This is a genomic window from Pseudomonas sp. 05L36, from assembly GCF_056398125.1.
Map to the genome: position 1 here is coordinate 246,445 of NZ_JBFTOU010000004.1, position 22,648 is coordinate 269,092.

Genomic DNA, 22,648 nt, shown 5'->3' on the forward strand with positions numbered 1-22,648 from the left:
CAGCCTGGCTTTGCCATGCCTGAAGAAAACTTCGGGAGACTCACCATGCGTGCTGCTCGACTCAAAGCTGTTCTGCCACGGGAGCTGCTGGCTTCGGTGGTTGTTTTTCTGGTCGCCCTGCCCCTGTGCATGGGCATCGCGATTGCCTCGGGGCTGCCGCCGGCCAAGGGTCTGATCACCGGCATCATCGGTGGTCTGGTGGTCGGCTGGTTGGCCGGTTCGCCACTGCAAGTCAGCGGCCCTGCGGCGGGCCTGGCCGTTCTGGTATTCGAGTTGGTCCGCCAGCATGGCATCGCCATGCTCGGGCCGATTCTGTTGCTGGCGGGTTTGCTGCAACTGGTTGCTGGCCGATTGAAGCTGGGCTGCTGGTTTCGGGTGACGGCGCCTGCGGTGGTGTACGGCATGCTGGCCGGGATTGGCGTGTTGATCGTGCTGTCTCAGGTGCATGTAATGCTTGATGCCGTGCCCAAGCCCTCGGGCCTGGATAACCTGGCAGCTTTCCCGGCAGCGCTAGCTCAGGCGTTGCCCACGTTTGGCTGGCAAGCCGGTTTACTCGGTTTGTCGACGATCGCCGTCATGTGGCTGTGGGAGAAATTCCGTCCGCAATCCCTGCGCTTCATTCCCGGCGCGCTACTCGGCGTCGGTCTGGCCACGCTTGCCAGCCTGGTGTTGGCATTGCAGGTCAAACGGGTTGAGGTGCCGGCCAACCTGATGGAGGCCATCGACTGGCTGAAGCCAGCGGATCTGCTCAACCTGGCTGATCCGACCTTGCTGATCGCGGCGTTTGCCGTGGCATTCATCGCCAGCGCCGAAACCTTGCTCTCAGCCGCCGCGGTTGATCGCATGCACAGTGGTCAGCGCTCGGACTTCGACCGGGAATTGTTGGCGCAAGGTGTCGGCAACATGCTGTGTGGCCTGCTAGGGGCGTTGCCGATGACCGGCGTTATCGTGCGCAGCTCGGCGAACGTTCAGGCCGGAGCAACCACGCGGTTTTCGACCATTTTCCACGGCCTGTGGTTGTTGGCGTTCGTGCTGTTGCTGTCCAGCGTGCTGCAAAGCATTCCGGTGGCGAGCCTGGCGGGCGTGCTGGTGTACACCGGTTTCAAACTGGTGGATCTCAAGGTCTTCCGTGGTTTGGGCCGATATGGTCGGGCGCCGATGTTCACTTACGCGGCAACCGCGCTCGCCATCGTTTTCACGGACCTGCTGACTGGCGTGTTGATTGGCTTCGGTCTGACGCTGGTGAAGCTGGCGCTTAAAGCCTCGCGCTTGAAAATCAGCCTGATCGACCTGTCTCAGGAAGGGCAAATGGAATTGCGCCTGGTGGGCGCGGCGACCTTCCTCAAAGTGCCGGCGCTGACCCAGGTGCTGGGCAGCATTGCGCCGGGCACAACAGTGCATGTGCCACTCAACAATTTGAGCTACATCGATCACTCGTGTCTGGAACTGCTGGAGGAATGGGGGCGGGCGAATGCGGCCAAGGGTTCGAAGCTGTTGATTGAATCGCGGGGGTTGAAGCGCAGGCTCGAGGGGCGGGTGCGGACGAATACCGGCGTCGGTTCGACAGTGGTTTAACGACAGTCCTTTGTGGGAGCGAGCCTGCTTGCGATGAACGATAACGCGGTCTGCCTGACAAACCGCGTCGACTGAATCGCGAGCAGGCTCGCTCCTACAGGTACTGTGTTGAGCTCTGGATCAAGCTGCCGGCTGATCCAGTTCCAGGCCCACACCCAAACGGCGGGACATGCACGGCCAGCGTTTCCACGCGGCGCCGGTGTCCGGGCTGTTGAGCTTTTCACGGTAGGCTTCCACCGACTCCAGCGCGAAGCTTTCGTCATTGAGCATCTCGTCGATGGCGTGATGCACTACTTCGTCCAGTTGGTTGGCAAACTCCTCACCGATCAATTGGTGAGCAATCAGGTTGGCGACAGTCATGTCCAAGGGGATCAGTGGCTGGCCGAAATGCTTGATGTACAGGTCGTTCACCTCTTCGACAAACCGGTGCGCCAGATAGGCTTCATCCAGCAGGCTGTCGAGCCCGACATGGCCTTCCATGATGGCTGGCGGCTGGAGGAAGTACTGCTCGGCGATTTCCAGCACCGGTTTGATCTGTGACTCAATGCCCGCTTCCCTGGCGACTTCATTGGCTGCATCCAGCAGATCAGGCACTTCTTCGATGTAGGCGGCGACAAATCGCGTCAGTACGCCGTTGGTATCGGTCTCCGGCAACTGGATCGCCGGGTGTAGATGAGGCAGTTTACTTTCCAGCTGACGCGTCAGCAGGCCGGTCTCGGCTTCATGTTGTTGGGCTTTTTGGATCTGCTCGCGCAATGCGGCGGTGTTCATGAAAACTCCAGGAAACAAGGCAATGAAATAGGGAAGACATAACTTAGCTGGCTTATGAAAAATGCTAAGACGCATTTGTCATAATTATTTCATCCTTGATGCATCTGCGTTATATCGATTTGCCACCACTCGTCTGCATCCTTCTCCAATCGTGCCCTTGAACGCAAGTCCCCGCTGTTTCAGATCATTTACGTCATCGCGTTGCGAGGTCGGAGTCGCTGTCTATACTCGGGTTGGAATGGAGCTAGCTGATGACGCCCGACTGCATGTGCAGCAAGGCCCGGCGATTCAAGTTCGTAGTCTGATGCAGCCGCTCCCTTGCCGCAGGTGAAAGCCGGCGGGATAACAAGAACGATAAGGGGAACCCGCAATGATGCGACATCCACATGTCTGGATGGGCCTCCTGTTGTGGTCGATTTTCAGTCAGGCGCAAGCGGCCTGGACTGTGAATATGGCGCCTGGAGCGACTGAAATCAGTCACGCAGTATTCGACCTGCACATGACCATTTTCTGGATCTGTGTGGTGATCGGCATCATCGTTTTTGGTGCCATGTTCTGGTCGATGATTCTCCACCGCCGCTCGACCGGGCAGGTGGCCGCCAAATTTCATGAAAGCACCACCGTCGAAATCCTCTGGACCATCGTGCCCTTCCTGATCCTGGTGGCCATGGCGGTTCCCGCTACCGCAACCCTGATCAAGATGTACGACGCCAGCGAGCCGGAGATCGATATACAGATCACCGGCTACCAGTGGAAGTGGCATTACAAATACCTGGGCCAGGACGTCGAGTTCTTCAGCAACCTGACCACCCCCCAGGATCAAATTCACAACAAGGAAACCAAGAGCGAGCACTACCTGCTTGAAGTCGACAAGCCATTGGTGCTGCCGGTCGGCACCAAGGTGCGCTTCCTGGTGACCTCCGCCGACGTGATCCACTCCTGGTGGGTGCCGGCTTTCGCGGTCAAGCGCGATGCGATTCCCGGGTTCGTCAATGAGGCCTGGACCCGCATCGACAAGCCCGGCATCTACCGTGGCCAGTGCGCCGAGTTGTGCGGCAAGGATCACGGCTTCATGCCGACGGTGGTCGAGGTCAAGGAAAAGGCCGATTACGAAAAATGGCTGGCCGATCGCAAGGTCGAGGCCGCACAGCTCAAAGAGCTGACCAGCAAGGAATGGACGCTCGATGAACTCAAGGATCGCGGCGACAAGGTCTATCACACCACCTGCGTGGCCTGTCACCAGGCCGAAGGCCAGGGCCTGCCGCCGATGTTCCCGGCGCTCAAGGGCTCGAAAATCGCCACCGGGCCAAAAGAGGCTCACCTGAGCCTGGTCTTCCACGGCAAGCCCGGCACCGCCATGGCGGCGTTCGGCAAGCAACTCTCGGAAGTCGATATCGCGGCAGTCGTGACCTATGAACGTAATGCCTGGGGCAACAACAAGGGCGACATGGTCACGCCTAAAGAAGTACTGGAGCTGAAACAGGCGGAAAGCAAATGACCCGGTCTATTGCGCACGTACGGAACCGGTCGGGGCTATGCACCCCGGCCTGCCCAGCCCATCTGTTTGCAGGAGACAGGACATGACTGCTGTAATCGATGAACATGTTCATACCGCCACCGCCACCGACCACGCCCACGGCCCAGCCAAAGGCTTGATGCGCTGGGTGCTGACCACCAACCACAAGGACATTGGCACGCTGTACCTGTGGTTTGCATTCTCCATGTTCCTGCTTGGCGGCTCGTTCGCCATGGTGATCCGTGCCGAGCTGTTCCAGCCGGGACTGCAAATCGTCCAGCCGGAGTTCTTCAACCAGATGACCACCATGCACGGTCTGGTGATGGTCTTCGGTGCAGTGATGCCGGCTTTCGTCGGCCTCGCCAACTGGATGATCCCGCTGATGATCGGCGCGCCGGACATGGCCCTGCCGCGGATGAACAACTTCAGCTTCTGGCTGTTGCCGGCAGCGTTCCTGCTGCTGGTATCGACCCTGTTCACCGCCGGCGGCGGGCCGAACTTCGGCTGGACCTTCTATGCACCGCTGTCGACGACCTACGCGCCGGAAAGCGTGACCTTCTTCATTTTCGCCATTCACTTGATGGGGATCAGTTCGATCATGGGGGCGATCAACGTGATCGCGACCATCCTAAACCTGCGCGCCCCCGGCATGACGTTGATGAAAATGCCGCTGTTCGTCTGGACCTGGCTGATCACCGCGTTCCTGTTGATTGCGGTGATGCCGGTACTGGCGGGCTGCGTGACCATGATGCTGATGGACATCCATTTCGGCACCAGCTTCTTCAGCGCCGCCGGTGGCGGTGACCCGGTGCTGTTCCAGCATGTGTTCTGGTTTTTCGGTCACCCCGAGGTGTACATCATGATCCTGCCGGCCTTCGGTGCCGTCAGCTCGATCATTCCGGCTTTTTCGCGCAAGCCATTGTTCGGCTACACCTCGATGGTCTACGCCACGGCGAGTATCGCGTTCCTGTCGTTCATCGTCTGGGCGCACCACATGTTCGTCGTCGGCATTCCGCTGGTGGGCGAGCTGTTCTTCATGTACGCCACACTGCTGATTGCGGTGCCAACGGGCGTGAAGGTGTTCAACTGGGCCAGCACCATGTGGCAAGGCTCGCTGACGTTCGAGACGCCGATGCTGTTTGCCGTGGCGTTCGTGATCCTGTTCTCCATCGGCGGGTTCTCCGGGTTGATGCTGGCCATCGCCCCGGCGGACTTCCAGTACCAGGACACCTACTTCGTGGTTGCGCACTTCCACTACGTACTGGTGCCGGGGGCGATCTTCGGGATCTTCGCCTCGGCCTACTACTGGATGCCGAAATGGACCGGCCACATGTACGACGAAACCCTCGGCAAGCTGCATTTCTGGCTGTCGTTCATCGGCATGAACATGGCCTTCTTCCCGATGCACTTCGTGGGGCTGGCGGGGATGCCGCGACGGATTCCGGACTACAACCTGCAATTCGCCGACTTCAACATGGTGTCGTCGATCGGTGCATTCATGTTCGGCGCCACGCAGATCTTCTTCCTGTTCATCGTGATCAAGACCATTCGCGGCGGTCCGCCAGCACCGGCCAAACCGTGGGACGGGGCTGAAGGCCTGGAGTGGAGCATCCCGTCACCGGCGCCGTATCACACCTTCACCACGCCGCCGGAAGTGAAATGAATACCTTGGCCCCTGTAGGAGCGAGCTCGCTCGCGATGAATGTGAAAGCGACGCGTTTTTCCAGACAGCATGCGTTTTCGTTTACGCCCATCGCGAGCAAGCTCGCTCCTACAAGGGGCACGGTGGAGGCTGGAAACCATGGCTGACTCGATTTCGTTGAGGAAACTGGTCACGCGCCTGCTGACCGTGGTGATTGCGATGTTTGTGTTCGGGTTTGCACTGGTGCCGATCTACGACGTGATGTGCAAGGCCTTCGGCATTAATGGCAAGACCGGCGGGCAGTACGAGGGTGAGCAGACGGTCGACACCTCGCGGCAGGTGCGTGTGCAGTTTCTGTCGACCAACACTGCCGATATGCCCTGGGACTTCTATCCCAAGCACGATGAACTGACAGCCAACCCCGGGGCGGTGAACGAAATGATCTTCATCGCCCACAACCCCACCGATAAGCCGATGAGTGCCCAGGCCGTGCCGAGCATTGCGCCGAGCACCGCGGCAGCGTACTTCCACAAGACCGAATGTTTCTGCTTTACCCAGCAAGTGCTGCAGCCCGGTCAACGGATCGAGATGCCGGTGCGTTTCATCGTTGACCGTGACATGCCCAAGGATGTGAAGCACCTGACGCTGTCTTACACGCTGTTCGATATCACCGCCCGACATCCACCGGTAGCTGTAAACACTGGCGGCTGAGCGTGCCCGATAAGGAGAACAATAAATGGCAACTCATGAACATTATTACGTTCCCGCCCAGAGCAAATGGCCGATCATCGCCACGCTCGGCATGGTCACCACCGTGTACGGCCTGGCCACCTGGTTCAACGATCTGAAAGCGGCGCGCCCGGAATCCCACGGGCCACTGATCTTTTTCGTCGGCGGGTTGCTGCTGGCCTACATGCTGTTCGGCTGGTTCGGCACGGTCATCAAAGAAAGCCGCGGCGGCTTGTACAGCGCGCAGATGGATCGCTCATTCCGTTGGGGCATGAGCTGGTTCATTTTCTCGGAGGTGATGTTCTTCATCGCCTTTTTCGGCGCGCTGTTTTATGTGCGTCACATCTCCGGGCCGGCGCTCGGCGGTGAAGGCGCCAAAGGCATCGCGCATATGCTGTGGCCGAACTTCGAGTTCGTCTGGCCGTTGCTGAACAACCCCGACTCGAAATTGTTTCCGCCGCCCAAGGAAGTCATCAGCCCCTGGGGCCTGCCACTGCTCAACACCGTGTTGCTGGTGAGCTCCAGCGTGACCGTGACCATCGCCCACCATGCCTTGAAAAAGGGCCATCGCGGCGCACTGAAGCTATGGTTGGCGTTCACCGTGTTGCTGGGCTGTGGGTTCCTCACGTTCCAGGCCGAAGAGTACATGCACGCCTACCGCGAGCTGGGCCTGACCCTGGGCTCGGGCATCTACGGTGCGACATTCTTCATGCTCACCGGGTTCCACGGCGCCCACGTGACCATTGGCACCATCATCCTGTTCGTGATGCTGATGCGGATCATGCGCGGGCACTTCGACAGCGAGCACCAGTTCGGCTTCGAAGCGGCGAGCTGGTACTGGCACTTCGTGGATGTGGTGTGGATCGGGCTCTTCGTTTTCGTCTATGTGCTCTAAAGCAGCTTGTAGGAGCGAGCTTGCTCGCGAAGGTGTATCAGTCGAAATCAAAGTGTCTGACACACCTTCGCGAGCAAGCTCGCTCCTACAGCTACCAGGGGACATGGGAGACCAGTTGGCCGCTGAAAAACCCCCAGGCGATCAGACCGAGGGTAAGGGCGGCCAGCGTTACCCGCACACTCAAGGCAATGACGAGGCGGTTTGAGCGGCTGTCGTCCTTGACCAGAAAAAACAGGCCGCTGAACAGGCTGACAACCGTGGCAATCAGCATCAGGACGATGGCTGCTTTGAGCATGGTGAGACTCCGGGGGACAAGCGATGCATTTGAGTATAGCTATCGCGATGACCAGACTTTCTGGCTATGCCATGAAATGCTTTCGGCCGGGTATCGTGCCAACGCTTGTGGTGGCGCTGTTGCTGCCGCTGCTGGTGTCCCTGGGGTTCTGGCAGTTGAGCCGGGGCGCGGAGAAAAGCGCGCTGCTGCAAACCTACGCCGAGCGCCGTGTCGCCGAGCCGATGGCCAGCACCGAACTGCAACACACTACAGACCCGGCCTTCCGCCGGGTTCGCCTGCACGGCCAGTTCGATGTCGAACACAGCCTGCTGCTGGACAACAGTCAACGCAACGGCAGGGTTGGTGTCGAGCTGTTGCAACCGTTTCACGATCAGGCCAGCGGGCTCTGGCTGCTGGTCAATCGCGGCTGGCTGCCGTGGCCGGAGCGCCGCACGCCACCCCAATTCAAGACACCCACCGAAGCGGTCAGCCTCGACGCGTGGGTCTACGTCTCCCCCGGTGCGACGTTCCAATTGCACGCAGATCCCACAACGTCGACATGGCCGAAGCTGATTACGGCCGTTGAGCCAAACAAACTCTGGACAGTATTGAACCGCGAAGGCTTTGCCTTTGAGCTACGCGCCGAAACCGGCCCCGCCACCTATCAGGCCGACTGGCCGGTGGTAGCCATGGGCCCGGAAAAACACATCGCTTATGCCGTGCAGTGGTTCGCCATGGCGATCGCCCTGTTCGGTCTTTATCTCTATCTCGGCTGGCACAATGCAAAGGAGAAACACCATGGGAGCGGCCATGAATCCACCCAGCATGTCTGAGGCGAAACCTTCGGTGAACCGGCGCAAGGGCCGCATGCAACTGCTGTTGATTTTGCTCGGGGTGATCGGTCCTATGATCCTCGCCACCGGCATGTACAAGCTGAATTTCTGGGTGCCCGAGGGCCGCAGTTATCACGGCGAACTGATCGGCAACGGCCAGACCCGCGCCGATATCGGCGTGCAGGCCCAGGAAGATCGCTGGCAGATGCTGGTGACGGCGCCAAAGGATTGCGCGGTGGACTGCCAGCAACTGGTGTATCTGGCGCGGCAGATCCAGATCGGCCTCGGCCGCGATGCGTCCCGCGCCAGCCATGCATTGGCCGCCACGCAGACGCTGAACAGCGATTACGAGACTAAACTTCAACGCGAGTACCCGCAGTTGCAACGCTATTCACTGGACTTGCCTGCCTATACAAAAGGCGCTCAGAGCAGTGATGCGCCGCACCTGTGGATCATCGACCCCCACGGCAATCTGGTGCTGCGCTACGACCCGTCGGTGAAGGGCAAGGACCTGCTCAACGACCTGCGTCACCTGCTGAAACTGTCGAATATCGGATAAGGGCATCGTCATGGCCAAACCTGGATTTCGCCTCGCGTTGTTTGCCACCTTGCTGGCACTGATTGTGGTGTTGCTCGGCGCCTACACCCGCCTGACCCACGCCGGCCTCGGCTGCCCGGACTGGCCCGGCTGCTACGGCTTCATCAGCGTGCCGAAAAGCGAAGCCCAGCTGGCCCATGCCGAATTGCATTTTCCGGACACTCCAGTCGAGGCCCACAAGGGCTGGAACGAGATGATCCACCGCTACTTCGCCGGCACGCTGGGGATATTGATCACGGTGTTGGCCGGTCGTGCGTGGTTGCATCGCCGCCATCCGGGGCAACCGGTGAAGTTGCCGTTGTTTCTGTTGGCGGTGGTTTTTGGCCAGGCCGCGTTCGGCATGTGGACGGTAACGCTCAAACTTTGGCCGCAGGTGGTCACCGGGCATTTGCTTGGCGGTTTCGCGACCTTGAGCCTGTTGTTTCTGTTGACCTTGCGCCTGTCCGGCGTATTGCCGGCGCTGACCGTGCCGCGACGTCTGCAGCACTGGGCGACTGCCGGACTGCTGCTGGTGATCGGGCAAATCGCCCTCGGTGGTTGGGTCAGTTCCAATTACGCCGCCGTGGCCTGTATCGACTTTCCTACTTGCCACGGCCAATGGCTGCCGCCTGCCGACTTCGCCAATGGCTTTCACCTGACCCAACACATCGGTCCGAACTATCTCGGCGGGCAACTGGACAGCGATGCCCGTACGGCCATTCACCTGACCCATCGCATCGGTGCATTGCTGGTCACCCTGGTGTTGCTCGGTCTGGCCTGGCAATTGAAGGTTGTCGGCATGACGCGCCTGGCAGGTCTGGTGCTGATTGCCCTTGGTGCACAAATCACACTGGGCATCAGCAATGTGCTGTTCCATCTGCCGCTGCCAGTGGCCGTCGCGCATAACGCGGGCGGCGCGGCGCTGTTGCTGACCATGGTGCTGGTCAATTACCACGCCAGAACCAGTCTGGTCCGGGTCAAACAGCCAATGCGCTGGCACTTCAGCCCACGTAAACACTCAGCCGGGCCCATAACAATAAAAGGAGAGATGCCATGGCGATTCTGATCGGCGAACGTCCCAGTCAGGCGATCTGGCGTGACTACCTGGAGCTGACCAAACCCAAAGTCGTGGTGCTGATGCTCATCACTTCACTGGTGGGGATGTTCCTCGCGACCCGTGCCGGCGTGCCGTGGACGGTGCTGATTTTCGGCAACCTGGGCATCGCTTTGTGTGCCGGTGGCGCGGCGGCGGTCAATCATGTGGTGGACCGGCGCATCGATGCGATCATGGCGCGCACCCACAAACGGCCGCTCGCCGAAGGCCGGGTTTCGCCGGCCGCCGCGCTGACGTTCGCGCTGGTATTGGCGCTCCTCGGACAAGCCCTGCTGCTGGCGTTTACCAACCCGCTGACTGCGTGGCTGACCCTCGCCTCGTTGCTCGGCTACGCGGTGATCTACACCGGATTCCTCAAGCGCGCGACCCCGCAGAACATCGTCATCGGTGGTCTGGCCGGCGCCGCCCCGCCGTTGCTCGGCTGGACCGCCGCCACCGGCCACGTCAGCGCCGAACCGCTGCTGCTGGTGCTGATCATCTTCGCCTGGACCCCGCCGCACTTCTGGGCACTGGCGATCCATCGCAAGGAGGAATACGCCAAGGCCGACATCCCGATGCTGCCGGTCACCCATGGCGTGCACTACACCAAGATTCATATCCTGCTGTATACCTTCGCGTTGCTCGCTGTCAGCCTGATGCCTTACGTGATCCACATGAGCGGTATGCTGTACCTGGCGTGTGCGCTCGGGCTGGGTGCGCGATTTCTGCAATGGGCCGTGGTGTTGTACCGTGGCACTCGGCCGCACGCGGCGATCAACACGTTCAAGTACTCTATTTACTACTTGTTCTTGCTGTTTATCGCCCTGCTCGTAGACCACTACTTACTGTTGAACCTATGACTCGAACCCAGAAAACCGTCTTCATTCTCGTTGCCCTGGTCGCACTGATCCTGGGCCTGACCGTCAACAAGGTGCTATCCGGGAAGAATCAGGGCGATCCTACAGCGCTGATCGACGCCGGCATCATTTTGCTGCCGCAGAGCCGTAATCTGCCGGACGTGACGATGACCAATCAGGACGGCCAGCCGGTCGCGATCAATGAATTGAAAGGCAAGTGGAGCCTGCTGTTCTTCGGCTACACCTTCTGCCCGGACATCTGCCCGACCACCCTCGCCCAGCTGCGACAGATCAAGAGCGAGTTGCCGCCAGAAGCGGTGGATAAACTGCAAATCGTGCTGGTCAGCATCGACCCCAATCGCGATACGCCCAAGCAGCTCAAGCAGTACCTGGGTTACTTTGACCCACAGTTCATCGGCCTGACCCCAGTGTCGACCGAAGAGCTGCAAAAGATCGCCAACGCGGTGAGCATTCCGTTCATTCCGGCGGACACCAGCAAGCCGAACTACACCGTTGACCACAGCGGCAACCTCGCGGTGATCGGGCCGGACGGCACCCAGCGCGGGTTTATTCGGGCGCCGTTGAACAATGCGAAGCTGGTGGCGCAGTTGCCGGTGATGCTCAAACGCAACTGAAAACACCACCAAACCCTGTGGGAGCGAGCTTGCTCGCGATGGCGGACTGACATTCAACATCTATGTTGGATGTGACGGCCCCATCGCGAGCAAGCTCGCTCCCACAGGAGGGCTGTGTTTCGGGCACAAAAAAGGGGCGCATTCGATGCGCCCCCTTTTCGTTGCAGCTCGATCAGAACGCCGGCACCACCGCGCCTTTGTACTTCTCGAGAATGAAAGCCTTCACTTCCGGGCTGTGCAGGGCAGCCACCAGTTTCTTCATCGCTTCGCTGTCCTTGTCGTCCGGGCGAGCCACCAGAATGTTCACGTAAGGCGAGTCGCTGCCTTCGATGAACAGCGCGTCCTTGGACGGATCGAGCTTGGCTTCCAGCGCGTAGTTGGTGTTGATCAGCGCGAGGTCGACCTGGGTCAGCACGCGCGGGATAGTCGCGGCTTCCAGTTCGCGGATTTTCAGGTCCTTGGTGTTCTCGGTGATGTCCTTGACGGTCGACAGGATGTTGTTCGAATCCTTCAACTTGATCAGGCCGGCCTTGGCCATCAGCAACAGCGCACGGCCGCCGTTGGTCGCATCGTTCGGGATCACCACGTTGGCGCCGCCAGGCAGTTCAGCAATGGTCTTGTACTTGCTGGAGTAAGCACCCAGAGGCTCCAGGTGCACGCCCGCCACCGACACAAGGTGGGTGCCCTTGGCCTTGTTGAACTCATCCAGGTACGGCTGGTGCTGGAAGAAGTTGGCGTCCAGGCGCTTTTCCGCGACCTGCACGTTCGGCTGGATGTAGTCGGTGAATACCTTGACCTTCAGGTCCACGCCTTCTTTGGCCAGGGCCGGCTTCACGAATTCGAGGATCTCGGCGTGCGGAACCGGAGTAGCCGCGACGGTCAGGGTGTCGGCCGCGTGGGCCGAGAATGCGGCAACAGCAGCGAAGGCGACGAGTAGTTTTTTCATTCAGCTAACTCCTTGTGGGTGCCCGCTTGCGGCGCCGGTTTCCGGCGCCTGCCAGCGAATGGCCGGCTCATGTCTTATTTACGGGAGAAATGCACAACCAGTTTGTCGCCGACGGTTTGCAGCACCTGGACCAGTACCAGCAGCAACACCACCGTCACGACCATCACATCGGTCTGGAAACGCTGGTATCCGAAGCGGATCGCCAGGTCACCCAGACCACCGGCACCCACGACACCGGCCATCGCCGTGTAGGACACCAGTGTAATGGCTGTCACCGTTATCGCCGCGAAGATGCCCGGGCGAGCCTCCGGCAGCAAGGCATTGGTGATGATCTGTCGCGTGGTCGCGCCCATGGCCTGGGTCGCTTCGATGATGCCGCGATCCACTTCACGCAGGGCGGTTTCCACCAGGCGGGCGAAGAACGGCGTGGCACCCACCACCAGCGGCGGAATCGCACCGGCGACACCCAGGGACGTGCCGGTGATCAACACGGTGAACGGGATCATCACAATCAACAGGATGATGAACGGCAGCGAACGCAGGATGTTCACCACCAGCGACAACAACGCGTAGACGCCTTTGGCTTCCAGCAACTGGCGCGGGCTGCACAGGAACAGCAGCACTCCCAGGGGCAATCCGAGCAGCACGGTGAACAGCAGCGAACCGCCGAGCATCAGCAGGGTGTCGCCGGTGGCCAGCCAGATTTCGAACCAGTCGATATTGGCGAAGAAACTTGTCAGGGCTTCCATTAGCGCAGCACCTCCATGTGGACGTCGGCTGCGGTGAAGCGGGCAAAGGCCGCTTCCATGTCACCGCCGGTCACGGCCAGGGTCAGTTGCCCGTAAGGGATGTCTTTGATGCGGTCGATACGACCGGCCAGGATGCTGTAGTCCACACCGGTTTCCCGGGCGACAGTGCCCAGCAGAGGCGCGTAGGTCGCTTCGCCCTGGAAGGTTAGGCGCAGGATGCGCCCCGGTACGTGAGCGAAGTCGTCACGCTGCTCGCTTTCGTCGATCTGCTCGTCTTCCTGCACGAAACGCTTGGTGGTCGGGTGCTTCGGATGCAGGAATACCTCGGCCACCGAGCCTTGCTCGACGATCACGCCAGCGTCCATCACGGCTACCTGGTCGCAAACCCGACGGATCACGTCCATCTCGTGGGTGATCAACACAATGGTCAGTTTCAGCTCGCGATTGATCTCGGCCAGCAACTGCAACACCGATGCGGTGGTTTGCGGGTCAAGGGCGCTGGTGGCTTCATCGCACAGCAGGATTTTTGGCTTGGTCGCCAGGGCGCGGGCAATGCCGACACGCTGCTTTTGTCCGCCGGACAATTGCGCCGGGTACTTTTTCGCGTGGTCGGACAAACCGACCCGCGCCAGCAGCTCGGCCACGCGCGAGTCGATCTCGCTGCGCGACAGCTCGCCGGCCAGGGTCAGTGGCAGCGCGACGTTGTCGGCGACAGTCTTGGAGGCCAGCAGGTTGAAGTGCTGGAAAATCATCCCGACCTGCTGACGGAAGCGGCGCAGGCCATTGGCGTCGAGCGCGGTGACTTCTTCACCGTCGACGGTGATCTTGCCGCCACTGGCGTTTTCCAGGCGATTGATCAGACGCAGCAGGGTACTTTTTCCTGCACCGGAATGACCGATCAAGCCGAAAACCTGCCCGTTCTCAATCGTCAGACTGGTCGGATGCAGAGCGGGGATTTCCTTACCGGCGATGCGGTAGGTTTTATGGACGTTTTGAAACTCGATCACGTAGCGAACCTTGTGGGGCGCGTTAGAAAAGGATCAGCGGTTAGCCGGGCGCGCATTTTAGCCTGTCCGTATAGAGGTTCTTAGCATTTATTTCGCATTTGTCCTGTCATTTGGAAATAACGCGATCAAAGGTCAGAAAAAAGGAACGGCTGAAGAGGCTCACTCCAGCGATTGGTCGGCATCGGGTTTGGGAGAGGTATGCGAAGGCCAAGGCGATTTCGGCCTGAGCATTTTTATTGCCAGAAAGGATGCCTTCGCGGGCTTGCCCGCGAAGCTTTTCAGGGTTTCCGAGGGCTAAGAACCATCTGCGCCGGAACACTGCGCAAAATCTGCCGCTCAAGCTTCAGATCAAACTCAGGATCGAGCTTCTTCACCCGTTTGGTCAGCAAGTTAGCCAGCCAAGGGTAATCATTGGTGCGTGGAGCCTGAATGCTCACGTCGCACTGAAAATTCACCACATCAGCGGCAATGGCATCCAGTTGGCGACGCAGTTTGCCCATATCGTTGATATTCAGCACGATCGTGGTGCTTTCAGCCGTCAGGTCGATAACCTTGGCTTTTGGCTTGGCTTCGGCAGCCTTGAGGGCGGCTTCGGCTTTTTCCAGCTCGGCCTTGCGCGCCTGGGCAATCGAGCCGTTGACTCCGCCGGTCAGTGCCGGAGCCTTGGGCATCAACGCGCGGGCACGGCTCAGGGCGGTCGCGGCGGCATCCACATCACCCTTTTGCAGCACGATCTGGCTGCGGCGCAGGTAGGCTTCGGCCAGTTGCCGCTGGTATTGCTCAAGGGAAGCATCGTTGGGCGATTCGGCCTGCAAGGCTGCCAATTGGTCCTCGGCGGTGGCCAGTTCATCGCTGGCGATGTTTTGCTCCAGCTGCACGATGGCCGTGGCCCGTGCGTCGGCGGCCTTGGTGGCTTCCGATGGCGTGCTTTGGCAGGCGCCCAGCAGCAAAGAAAATGCGACAAGGAGCAGATAACGGGAGGCGAACGACTTCATTCCTGCGACTCTCTATTTGCGCAAAAAACGAGCAAGTCTACACCCCTCGACGGGGCAGAACAAAACTCAGCAGAAACAGTGCGGCGGCTGCCACCACAATCGATGGGCCAGCGGGGGTGTCCTTGAACCAGGACAGTGCCAGCCCGCCACACACGGCGAGTATGCCCAGCAGGCTCGCGCCCAGTGCCATCTGCTCTGGCGAGCGGGCGTGACGTTGTGCCGCAGCCGCCGGGATGATCAGCAATGAAGTGATCAGCAACACGCCGACGATTTTCATCGCCACGGCAATTACTACGGCGATCAACAGCATCAGGGCCAGGCGCAATCCAGCCACCGGCAGGCCTTCGACCCGGGCCAGTTCTTCATGCACCGTGATCGCCAGCAATGGGCGCCACAACGCAACCAGCAAGACCAGTACCGCAGCACTACCGCCAAGAATCCAGGCCAGATCGGTCGGACTGATCGCCAGCAGGTCGCCGAACAGATAGGCCATCAGGTCGATCCGCACTTCGTGCATGAAGCTTAGTACCACCAGGCCCAGAGAGAGCGTGCTGGGTGCGAGAATTCCCAAAAGTGTGTCGGATGCCAGCGGCTGGCGTTGTTGCAATGTCACCAGCAACACTGCCAATAGCAAGCAGCCGACGGTGACGGCAACGGTCGGGCTGACATCCAGCAGGAAGCCCAGGGCCACACCGAGCAATGCCGCGTGGGACAGGGTGTCGCCAAAATAGGCCATGCGCCGCCAGACCACGAAAGACCCCAGCGGGCCTGCAACGACGGCCAGGGCCAGGCCTGCAAGCAGGGCGTAGAGCAGAAAATCAGCCATGCTTGCAGCTATCTCCGTGAACATGGGGTTTACCCGACGCGGGCGCCTTGACCACCGAGCCATGCAAGTCGTGGGCGTGGTCGTGGTGGTGGTGATAAATCGCCAGGCTTTGTGCGTTTTTTCCGAACAGCTCGACGAAAGCCGGATCGCCGCTGACCTGCTCGGGATGGCCGGAACAGCAGACGTGGCGATTAAGGCAAACCACCTGGTCCGTGGTGCTCATCACCAGATGCAAATCGTGGGAGACCATCAGCACGCCGCAACCGTGACGGTCGCGCAGGCGGGTGATCAGGCTGTACAACTCAGCCTGGCCGGCCACATCGACACCCTGCACCGGCTCGTCGAGCACCAGCAGTTCCGGCTCGCGCAACAAGGCCCGGGCCAGCAACACGCGCTGCATTTCGCCACCGGAAACGCTTTGCACCGGGCTGTCGATCACCTGTTCGGCACCGACTTCCTTGAGTGCCGCCAAGGCCATCGCACGGTCCACGCCCGGCACCAGGCGCAAGAATCGCAGGACCGATAGCGGGAGGGTTGGATCGACGTGAAGTTTTTGCGGCATGTAACCGACCCGCAGTTTCGGCTTGCGCCATACGCTGCCGCTGTCCGGTTTCAACAGGCCGAGCACGGCACGCACCAGTGTGGTCTTGCCGGCGCCGTTGGGGCCGATCAGGGTAACGATCTGCCCCGGTTCGACGCTCAGCTCGATGTTGTCCAGCACCGGTTGCCCGGCGAAGGTGACGGCAACCTGCTCAAGACGGATCAGCGCGTTGCTCATCAAGCCCCCTGGCAACCCGAGCAGAGACCGACCACTTCAACGGTCTGGCTTTCGACGATAAACCCGACATCCCTGGCGCTGGCGATGATCGCGTCGCTGATGGATTTTTGTTCGAGCTCGATGGCGGCGTGGCACCCACGGCAGATCAGGAACTGACCCTGGTGAGCATGTTCCGGGTGATTGCAGCCGATGAAGGCGTTGAGCGAGGAGATCCGATGGACCAGGCCGTTTTCCAGCAGGAAATCCAGCGCGCGGTACACCGTCGGCGGCGCGGCACGGCGACCGTCCTGCTCGCTGAGGACCGCGAGAATGTCGTAGGCACCCAGCGGCTTGTGGCTTTGCCACACCAGTTCCAGCACTCGCCGGCGCAACGCGGTCAGGCGCAGGCCTTGACGTGCGCACAGGGCATCGGCCTCGGACAAAGCGCTGTGAACGCAATGTGAGTGGTCGTGGGGACGGCTGGCGATCGGTGTTTTTAGCATGGGCGGCGACGAGTTTTGTGAGAGACGTTATTATGTTACCCGTTCTCGCCTCTTCGAGTGGTCATCGTGTCCCGACTTTTTTCTATCTTTGTCGCATTTACCGCAAGTTTTCTGCTGATCGGTTCGGCGCAGGCCGAGGTCAAGGTCCTTACCAGCATCAAGCCTCTGCAATTGATCGCCGCGGCGGTGCAGGACGGTGTGGCGATTCCCGAGGTCTTGCTGCCACCTGGAGCATCGCCGCATAACTATGCGTTGCGCCCTTCCGACGTGCGCAAGGTGCAATCGGTGGACCTGCTGTACTGGATCGGCCCGGACATGGAAGGTTTCCTGCCGCGGGTGCTCAATGGTCGTACGTTGCCCAGCGTCGCCGTGCAGGATTTGCCGGGCATGAAACTGCGCCGCTTTGCCGAAGATAGCCACTCCCACGCTGAAGAAGCCGACGAACATGACCACGATCACCGCCCGGGCAGCCTGGATGCGCACCTGTGGCTGTCGCCGGTTAACGCCCGGGTCATCGCTACGAAAATGGCGGCCGACCTGAGTGCCACCGATCCTGACAATGCTGCGCGCTATCAGAGCAATCTGAAAGCCTTCGACGAGCGCCTTGATGCACTGGATACGCGCCTGAAGAAACGCCTGGCCGATGTTCAGGGCAAGCCCTACTTCGTGTTCCACGAAGCTTTCGACTACTTCGAGGACGCCTACGGCCTCAAGCACGTGGGTGTGTTCAGCGTCGCGGCCGAAGTGCAACCCGGTGCCCAGCATGTCGCGGCGATGCGCGCGCGATTGCAGGAAGTCGGCAAGACCTGCGTGTTCAGCGAACCGCCTCTGCGGCCGCGCCTGGCGGAAACCCTGGTGGCGGGTTTGCCGGTGAAACTGGCTGAACTGGATGCGCTGGGCGGGTATACGCCGGCGACTGCCCTAGGCTATGAGCAGGTGTTGGAGAAGCTGGGGAATGATTTGGCAGGGTGTCTGGAGTCGTTATAAACCCATAAAAAGATCGCAGCCTTCGGCAGCTCCTACCGCGGTCCGTAGGAGCTGTCGAAGGCTGCGATCTTTTGCTTTAAAGGGCGAAAGGCAACGGCGTATTGACCGTCTGCCGCTGCGCCAGGCGCAACTGGAACTCCATCGGATCGTGAATCAACACATCCTGTCCGGCGAACGACTCCGCGGCGATCAAGCGTGACAACCAGAACCGTACGCAAGCCACCCGCAGCATGGTCGGCCACAACTCGGCTTCGGCAGCGGTGAACGGTCGCAGGGCTGCATAAGCGCCCAGCAAGGCCCGCGCTCGCGGTCCATCGATCACGCCATCGTCGTCGGAGCACCAGTCGTTCAAGGCAATCGCCACGTCGTAGAGCATCGGCCCGGAGCAGGCGTTGTAGAAATCGATCAGCCCGGTCAGGTGCGTGCCTTCGAACATCGCGTTATCGCGGAACAGGTCGGCGTGAATGTTCGCCCGCGGCAGTGCCAGGATTTTTTCTTTCTGCCGGGTGATTTCTTCCAGCGCCCGTTGCAGCAGGTCTTTCTGCTCGGCACCGAGATGCGACAGGGACTGCGTGCCCTCTTCCAGCATCCAGTCCAGGCCGCGATCGGTTTTGCGCTTGATCATATTGGCCTGGGTCGCCAGGTGCAGATGGCCGAGCAATTCACCGACCTGTGTGCAATGTTGCGCGTTGGCTTGCTTGATGTGCTTGCCGGCCAGGCGCGGTTGCAGCAACGCAGGCTTGCCCGCCAGTTCGCGCAAGGCCACGCCGTCTGTGGTGCGCAGGGCGTAAGGTACCGGCAGGTTGGCGCCGTGCAGCACGTCGAGCAGTTCGATGAAGAACGGCATTTCCTGAACCGGACCGCGCTCGATCAGGGTCAGGACAAATTCGCCCTGCTCCAGGCTGATAAAGAAATTGGTGTTTTCGCTACCGGCGGCAATCCCCTGGAAATCAAGCAGGCGGCCGAGGCCATAAGGGGCGAGAAAAGCTTCCAGCTCGGGCCGAGCCAGGGGGGTGAACACAGACATGTTTAAACTGCCAGTACGGGCGCCGCTCGTGAGCCAGCGCCAATTGAAATTAGGAAACTATTTCCACTCAAAGATCTTCCACGCCGGAATCAGCATATCCGGGTAATCCGAGCGGATGTAGTTTGCATCTGTACCGTCCGCACGCACCAGAAAGTATGGCTTTCCGCCCTTGGGCGTGACTTTGATGGCATACAGAAAACCGTTTTGACGGTACTCCTGAATGACTTTATCCCCTTCCGTGTGGATCGTGACTTCCGGCTCGGGTGTCGGCGCATCGTCCGCCGCCATGACGGCCAATGGTGCGATTGCAAACAAGCCAGCCAGCAACAGGCGATTTAGTGTGCGCATGATAACCTTGTCCCTTTGTCGTCAACGGTCCCGCTATTCTAGCGCCGGACCCGCCGAAAAGGTTGATCCTGCTCATGAGCCAAGCCCCCCTCGTCCTGGTGGACGGTTCTTCTTACCTGTACCGCGCCTTTCACGCGTTGCCGCCGCTGACCACGTCCAAAGGCCTGCCGACCGGCGCGGTCAAGGGCGTCTTGAACATGCTCAAGAGCCTGCGCAAGCAATATCCGAATAGTCCGTTCGCTGTGGTGTTCGACGCCAAAGGTGGGACTTTTCGCGATGACATGTACGCCGAATACAAGGCCAACCGTCCGAGCATGCCTGACGACATGCGCGTGCAGATCGAGCCGCTGCACCAGAGCGTGATCGCCCTGGGCTTCCCGCTGCTGTGCGTCGAAGGCGTCGAGGCCGATGACGTGATCGGTACTCTGGCCCGAAGCAGCGCGGCGGCGGATCGTCCGGTGATCATCTCCACCGGTGACAAGGATATGGCGCAATTGGTCGACGGTCACATTACCTTGGTCAACACCATGACCGGTAGCAGCATGGACGTGGAGGGCGTGAAGGAGAAATTCGGCGTCGCTCCGGAGCAGATCATCGATTATCTGGCGCTCATGGGCGATTCGTCCGACAACATTCCGGGCGTTCCGGGCATCGGTCCGAAGACGGCTTCGGGCCTGCTGGTTGGTGTGAACGGCGGCCTGACCGAACTCTATGCGCAACTCGACATCGTGCCGACCCTGCCGATTCGCGGCGCCAAGACCCTGCCAGCCAAGCTCGAAGAGCACAAGGAGATGGCCTTCCTCTCCTATCAACTGGCGACCATCAAGGTCGACGTGCCGCTGGACGTTGGACTCGACGACTTGCAAATGGGTCCTGAAGATCCGGCCAAACTCTACGAGCTGTACACCCTGCTGGAATTCAAGAGCTGGCTGAACGACCTTGATCGCGACGCCAAACGCCTGGAACTGAGTGCTGCCGCCGAGCCTGCACCGGCCGCGGATCTGTTCAGCGAACCAGAGGCCGAAGCACCGGTTGCCGCTGCTGAAGCCGCCTATGAAACCATCCTCGATCAGGCGCGGTTCGATGCCTGGCTGGAAAAGCTGAACAACGCCAAGCTGTTTGCCTTCGACACCGAAACCACCGGCATCGATGCGCAGCAGGCACGACTGGTGGGCCTGTCATTCGCGGTTCAGGCCAACGAAGCGGCCTACATCCCGTTGACCCATTCCTACATCGGCGTGCCGCAACAGCTGGACCGCGACACTGTTCTGCGTGCGCTCAAGCCGATTCTGGAGGACCCGAGCAAACTCAAGGTCGGCCAGCACGCCAAGTTCGACATGAACATCCTGGCCAACTGCGCCATCGGCGGCGATCAGGACAATGGCATTACCGTGCGGGGCATCGCCTTCGACACCATGCTTGAGTCCTACGTGCTCAACTCCACGGCCACCCGCCATGACATGGACAGCCTGGCGCAGAAGTATCTGGACCACACCACGGTAAGTTTCCAGGACATCGCCGGTAAAGGCGTGAAGCAGCTGACGTTCGATCAGATCGCCCTGGAGCAGGCCGGGCCTTACGCCGCCGAAGATGCGGATATCACCTTGCGTCTGCACCAGACCCTGTTCGAAAAGCTCTCGGCCATTCCGAGCCTGGCCAGCGTGCTGACCGACATCGAAATCCCGTTGGTGCCGGTGCTGGCGCGAATCGAGCGTCAGGGCGCATTCGTCGATGCCGCCTTGCTGGGCGTGCAAAGCATCGAACTGGGCGACAAGATGGTGGCGCTGGAGCGTGAAGCCTTCGAGATTGCCGGCGAGGAGTTCAACCTCGGTTCGCCCAAGCAACTGGGCGTGATCCTTTACGAGAAGCTCGGCCTGCCGGTATTGAAGAAAACCGCCAAGGGCCAGCCGTCCACCGCCGAAGAAGTGCTGGCCAAACTGGCAGAAGACGACTATCGATTGCCGAAAGTGCTCATGGAATACCGCTCCATGAGCAAGCTGAAAAGCACCTACACTGACCGTCTGCCGGAGCAGATCAACCCACGTACCGGGCGGATCCATACCTCGTATCATCAGGCGGTGGCGTCCACCGGGCGGCTGTCCTCCAGCGACCCGAACCTGCAGAACATCCCGGTGCGCACCGCCGAAGGGCGTCGCATTCGCCAGGCCTTCGTGGCCCCGGCAGGTTACAAGCTGCTGGCGGCGGACTATTCGCAGATCGAACTGCGGATCATGGCGCACCTTTCCCGGGACGAAGGGCTGATGAACGCCTTCCGCCACAATCTGGACGTGCACACCGCGACCGCCGCCGAAGTGTTCAAGGTCGAACTGGCCGACGTGACCTCCAACCAGCGCCGCAGCGCCAAGGCGATCAACTTCGGCCTGATCTACGGCATGGGCGCGCAGAAGCTCGGCAAGGACATCGGCGTCGACACCAAGACCGCCAAGGCCTACATCGATACCTATTTCGCCCGATACCCCGGCGTTCGCCAGTACATGGACCGCACGCGTGCCCAGGCCGCCGAGCAAGGTTATGTCGAGACGTTCTTCGGCCGACGCCTGTACCTGCCGGACATCAACTCCAACAAGCCGCAAGAGCGCGCCGCCGCCGAACGCACGGCGATCAACGCGCCGATGCAAGGCACTGCGGCGGACATCATCAAGAAAGCCATGGTCGCGGTGGATAACTGGCTGACCGCGTCTGGCCTCGACGCCAAAGTCATTTTGCAGGTGCACGATGAACTGGTGCTTGAGGTGCGTGAAGACCTGATCGACCAGGTTCGCGATGAAATTCGCGTGCACATGAGCGAGGCCGCGAAACTGGATGTCCCGTTGCTGGTCGAAGTGGGTGTCGGAAATAACTGGGATGAGGCTCACTGAGCCTTCTTGTAGGAGCGAGCTTGCTCCGGGCGGCGTTCCGACGATGGAGTGTCAGGCACATCGATTTCGACTGAAATTCCATCGCGAGCAGGCTCGCTCCTACAGAAAATTGTCGTGTTCTGCTGCGGCATAGTGCCGCGGCAGAAGGGCGTGAACCACTTAGTCCGGAAAATTATCAGAGTTATTCCAAAGCTATTTGAAAAAAATCTGAACTAATCTTGCGAACC

General features: G+C 60.2%; 23 protein-coding genes. 12 read left to right on the forward strand and 11 right to left on the reverse strand.

Going from position 1 to position 22,648, the window contains the following annotated elements; translation table 11 throughout:
• Positions 1–45: 45 nt before the first annotated feature.
• The gene (locus AC1DKH_RS06725) at positions 46–1,575 is read left to right on the forward strand and encodes a SulP family inorganic anion transporter (RefSeq protein ID WP_477797779.1); all 1,530 of its coding nucleotides are present in this window, start codon (positions 46–48) and stop codon (positions 1,573–1,575) included.
• 120 nt (positions 1,576–1,695) lie between these two features.
• Here AC1DKH_RS06725 and AC1DKH_RS06730 read toward each other — a convergent pair whose 3' ends face one another.
• Positions 1,696–2,346 (reverse strand): hypothetical protein, encoded by a 651-nt coding sequence (locus AC1DKH_RS06730; RefSeq protein ID WP_477797780.1) that lies wholly within the window; start codon positions 2,344–2,346, stop codon positions 1,696–1,698.
• 370 nt (positions 2,347–2,716) lie between these two features.
• Here AC1DKH_RS06730 and coxB point away from each other — a divergent pair, with 370 nt between their 5' ends.
• The 4 genes from coxB to AC1DKH_RS06750 all read left to right on the forward strand — a co-directional run bounded on the left by coxB (position 2,717) and on the right by AC1DKH_RS06750 (position 7,128).
• Positions 2,717–3,844: a cytochrome c oxidase subunit II gene (coxB, locus tag AC1DKH_RS06735; RefSeq protein ID WP_477753439.1), complete on the forward strand. Its 1,128-nt coding sequence runs from the start codon at positions 2,717–2,719 to the stop codon at positions 3,842–3,844.
• 82 nt (positions 3,845–3,926) lie between these two features.
• Entirely contained in the window at positions 3,927–5,525 is a 1,599-nt protein-coding gene (gene ctaD, locus AC1DKH_RS06740; protein ID WP_477753438.1) for a cytochrome c oxidase subunit I, read from the forward strand.
• 138 nt (positions 5,526–5,663) lie between these two features.
• On the forward strand, positions 5,664–6,215 hold the full coding sequence (locus tag AC1DKH_RS06745) for a cytochrome c oxidase assembly protein (protein WP_477753437.1): 552 nt from the start codon (positions 5,664–5,666) through the stop codon (positions 6,213–6,215).
• Between the two features lie 25 nt (positions 6,216–6,240).
• Positions 6,241–7,128, forward strand: coding sequence for a cytochrome c oxidase subunit 3 (locus tag AC1DKH_RS06750; RefSeq protein ID WP_477753436.1), 888 nt, complete (start codon positions 6,241–6,243; stop codon positions 7,126–7,128).
• 91 nt (positions 7,129–7,219) lie between these two features.
• Here AC1DKH_RS06750 and AC1DKH_RS06755 read toward each other — a convergent pair whose 3' ends face one another.
• Positions 7,220–7,423: a twin transmembrane helix small protein gene (locus AC1DKH_RS06755; protein ID WP_223455081.1), complete on the reverse strand. Its 204-nt coding sequence runs from the start codon at positions 7,421–7,423 to the stop codon at positions 7,220–7,222.
• 71 nt (positions 7,424–7,494) lie between these two features.
• Between AC1DKH_RS06755 and AC1DKH_RS06760 the strand changes: the two genes are divergently transcribed.
• Genes AC1DKH_RS06760 through AC1DKH_RS06780 form a run of 5 tightly spaced genes read left to right on the forward strand, consistent with a single transcriptional unit; the run spans position 7,495 to position 11,397 of the window.
• Positions 7,495–8,235, forward strand: a complete 741-nt coding sequence (locus AC1DKH_RS06760; protein ID WP_477753456.1) for an SURF1 family protein — start codon at positions 7,495–7,497, stop codon at positions 8,233–8,235.
• Positions 8,201–8,794 carry a hypothetical protein gene (locus AC1DKH_RS06765; protein ID WP_477797781.1) on the forward strand — a complete coding sequence of 198 codons (594 nt, stop codon included), beginning with the start codon at positions 8,201–8,203 and terminating at the stop codon, positions 8,792–8,794. The genes AC1DKH_RS06760 and AC1DKH_RS06765 overlap by 35 nt, the downstream gene beginning before the upstream one ends.
• Before the next feature lie 10 nt (positions 8,795–8,804).
• Positions 8,805–9,878, forward strand: coding sequence for a COX15/CtaA family protein (locus AC1DKH_RS06770; RefSeq protein WP_477753434.1), 1,074 nt, complete (start codon positions 8,805–8,807; stop codon positions 9,876–9,878).
• On the forward strand, positions 9,866–10,765 hold the full coding sequence (cyoE, locus tag AC1DKH_RS06775; RefSeq protein WP_477763136.1) for a heme o synthase: 900 nt from the start codon (positions 9,866–9,868) through the stop codon (positions 10,763–10,765). Before AC1DKH_RS06770 ends, cyoE begins: the two co-directional genes overlap by 13 nt.
• A complete protein-coding gene (locus AC1DKH_RS06780; protein WP_477753432.1) occupies positions 10,762–11,397 on the forward strand; it encodes an SCO family protein in 636 nt (211 codons plus the stop codon). The genes cyoE and AC1DKH_RS06780 overlap by 4 nt, the downstream gene beginning before the upstream one ends.
• Before the next feature lie 172 nt (positions 11,398–11,569).
• On the opposite strand, the gene AC1DKH_RS06785 is transcribed toward AC1DKH_RS06780, so the two are convergent.
• The 7 genes from AC1DKH_RS06785 to zur form a co-directional block, all read right to left on the reverse strand.
• Positions 11,570–12,343 carry a MetQ/NlpA family ABC transporter substrate-binding protein gene (locus AC1DKH_RS06785; RefSeq protein ID WP_477759763.1) on the reverse strand — a complete coding sequence of 258 codons (774 nt, stop codon included), beginning with the start codon at positions 12,341–12,343 and terminating at the stop codon, positions 11,570–11,572.
• A 74-nt stretch (positions 12,344–12,417) separates the two neighbouring features.
• Positions 12,418–13,092: a methionine ABC transporter permease gene (locus tag AC1DKH_RS06790; protein ID WP_477753430.1), complete on the reverse strand. Its 675-nt coding sequence runs from the start codon at positions 13,090–13,092 to the stop codon at positions 12,418–12,420.
• The gene (locus tag AC1DKH_RS06795) at positions 13,092–14,099 is read right to left on the reverse strand and encodes a methionine ABC transporter ATP-binding protein (RefSeq protein ID WP_477753429.1); all 1,008 of its coding nucleotides are present in this window, start codon (positions 14,097–14,099) and stop codon (positions 13,092–13,094) included. Before AC1DKH_RS06795 ends, AC1DKH_RS06790 begins: the two co-directional genes overlap by 1 nt.
• 278 nt (positions 14,100–14,377) lie before the next feature.
• Entirely contained in the window at positions 14,378–15,094 is a 717-nt protein-coding gene (locus AC1DKH_RS06800; RefSeq protein WP_477753428.1) for a PA5502 family lipoprotein, read from the reverse strand.
• 37 nt (positions 15,095–15,131) lie between these two features.
• Positions 15,132–15,920, reverse strand: coding sequence for a zinc ABC transporter permease subunit ZnuB (znuB, locus tag AC1DKH_RS06805; RefSeq protein WP_477753427.1), 789 nt, complete (start codon positions 15,918–15,920; stop codon positions 15,132–15,134).
• A complete protein-coding gene (gene znuC, locus AC1DKH_RS06810) occupies positions 15,913–16,698 on the reverse strand; it encodes a zinc ABC transporter ATP-binding protein ZnuC (RefSeq protein ID WP_116262474.1) in 786 nt (261 codons plus the stop codon). The genes znuB and znuC overlap by 8 nt, the downstream gene beginning before the upstream one ends.
• On the reverse strand, positions 16,698–17,180 hold the full coding sequence (gene zur / locus AC1DKH_RS06815) for a zinc uptake transcriptional repressor Zur (RefSeq protein WP_477753426.1): 483 nt from the start codon (positions 17,178–17,180) through the stop codon (positions 16,698–16,700). The genes znuC and zur overlap by 1 nt, the downstream gene beginning before the upstream one ends.
• Positions 17,181–17,246: 66 nt before the next feature.
• On the opposite strand from zur, the gene znuA reads away from it, so the two are divergent.
• Positions 17,247–18,167 (forward strand): zinc ABC transporter substrate-binding protein ZnuA, encoded by a 921-nt coding sequence (gene znuA, locus AC1DKH_RS06820; RefSeq protein WP_477797782.1) that lies wholly within the window; start codon positions 17,247–17,249, stop codon positions 18,165–18,167.
• A gap of 76 nt (positions 18,168–18,243) precedes the next feature.
• Here the strand turns inward: znuA and AC1DKH_RS06825 are convergent, their stop codons facing one another.
• Both AC1DKH_RS06825 and AC1DKH_RS06830 read right to left on the reverse strand, forming a co-directional pair.
• Positions 18,244–19,194, reverse strand: a complete 951-nt coding sequence (locus tag AC1DKH_RS06825) for a homoserine kinase (RefSeq protein WP_477797783.1) — start codon at positions 19,192–19,194, stop codon at positions 18,244–18,246.
• Between the two features lie 57 nt (positions 19,195–19,251).
• Positions 19,252–19,542 (reverse strand): DUF2782 domain-containing protein, encoded by a 291-nt coding sequence (locus tag AC1DKH_RS06830; RefSeq protein WP_477797784.1) that lies wholly within the window; start codon positions 19,540–19,542, stop codon positions 19,252–19,254.
• Positions 19,543–19,616: 74 nt separating this feature from the next.
• Here AC1DKH_RS06830 and polA point away from each other — a divergent pair, with 74 nt between their 5' ends.
• Positions 19,617–22,421, forward strand: coding sequence for a DNA polymerase I (polA, locus tag AC1DKH_RS06835; protein ID WP_477797785.1), 2,805 nt, complete (start codon positions 19,617–19,619; stop codon positions 22,419–22,421).
• The last annotated feature ends 227 nt before the right edge of the window (positions 22,422–22,648 follow it).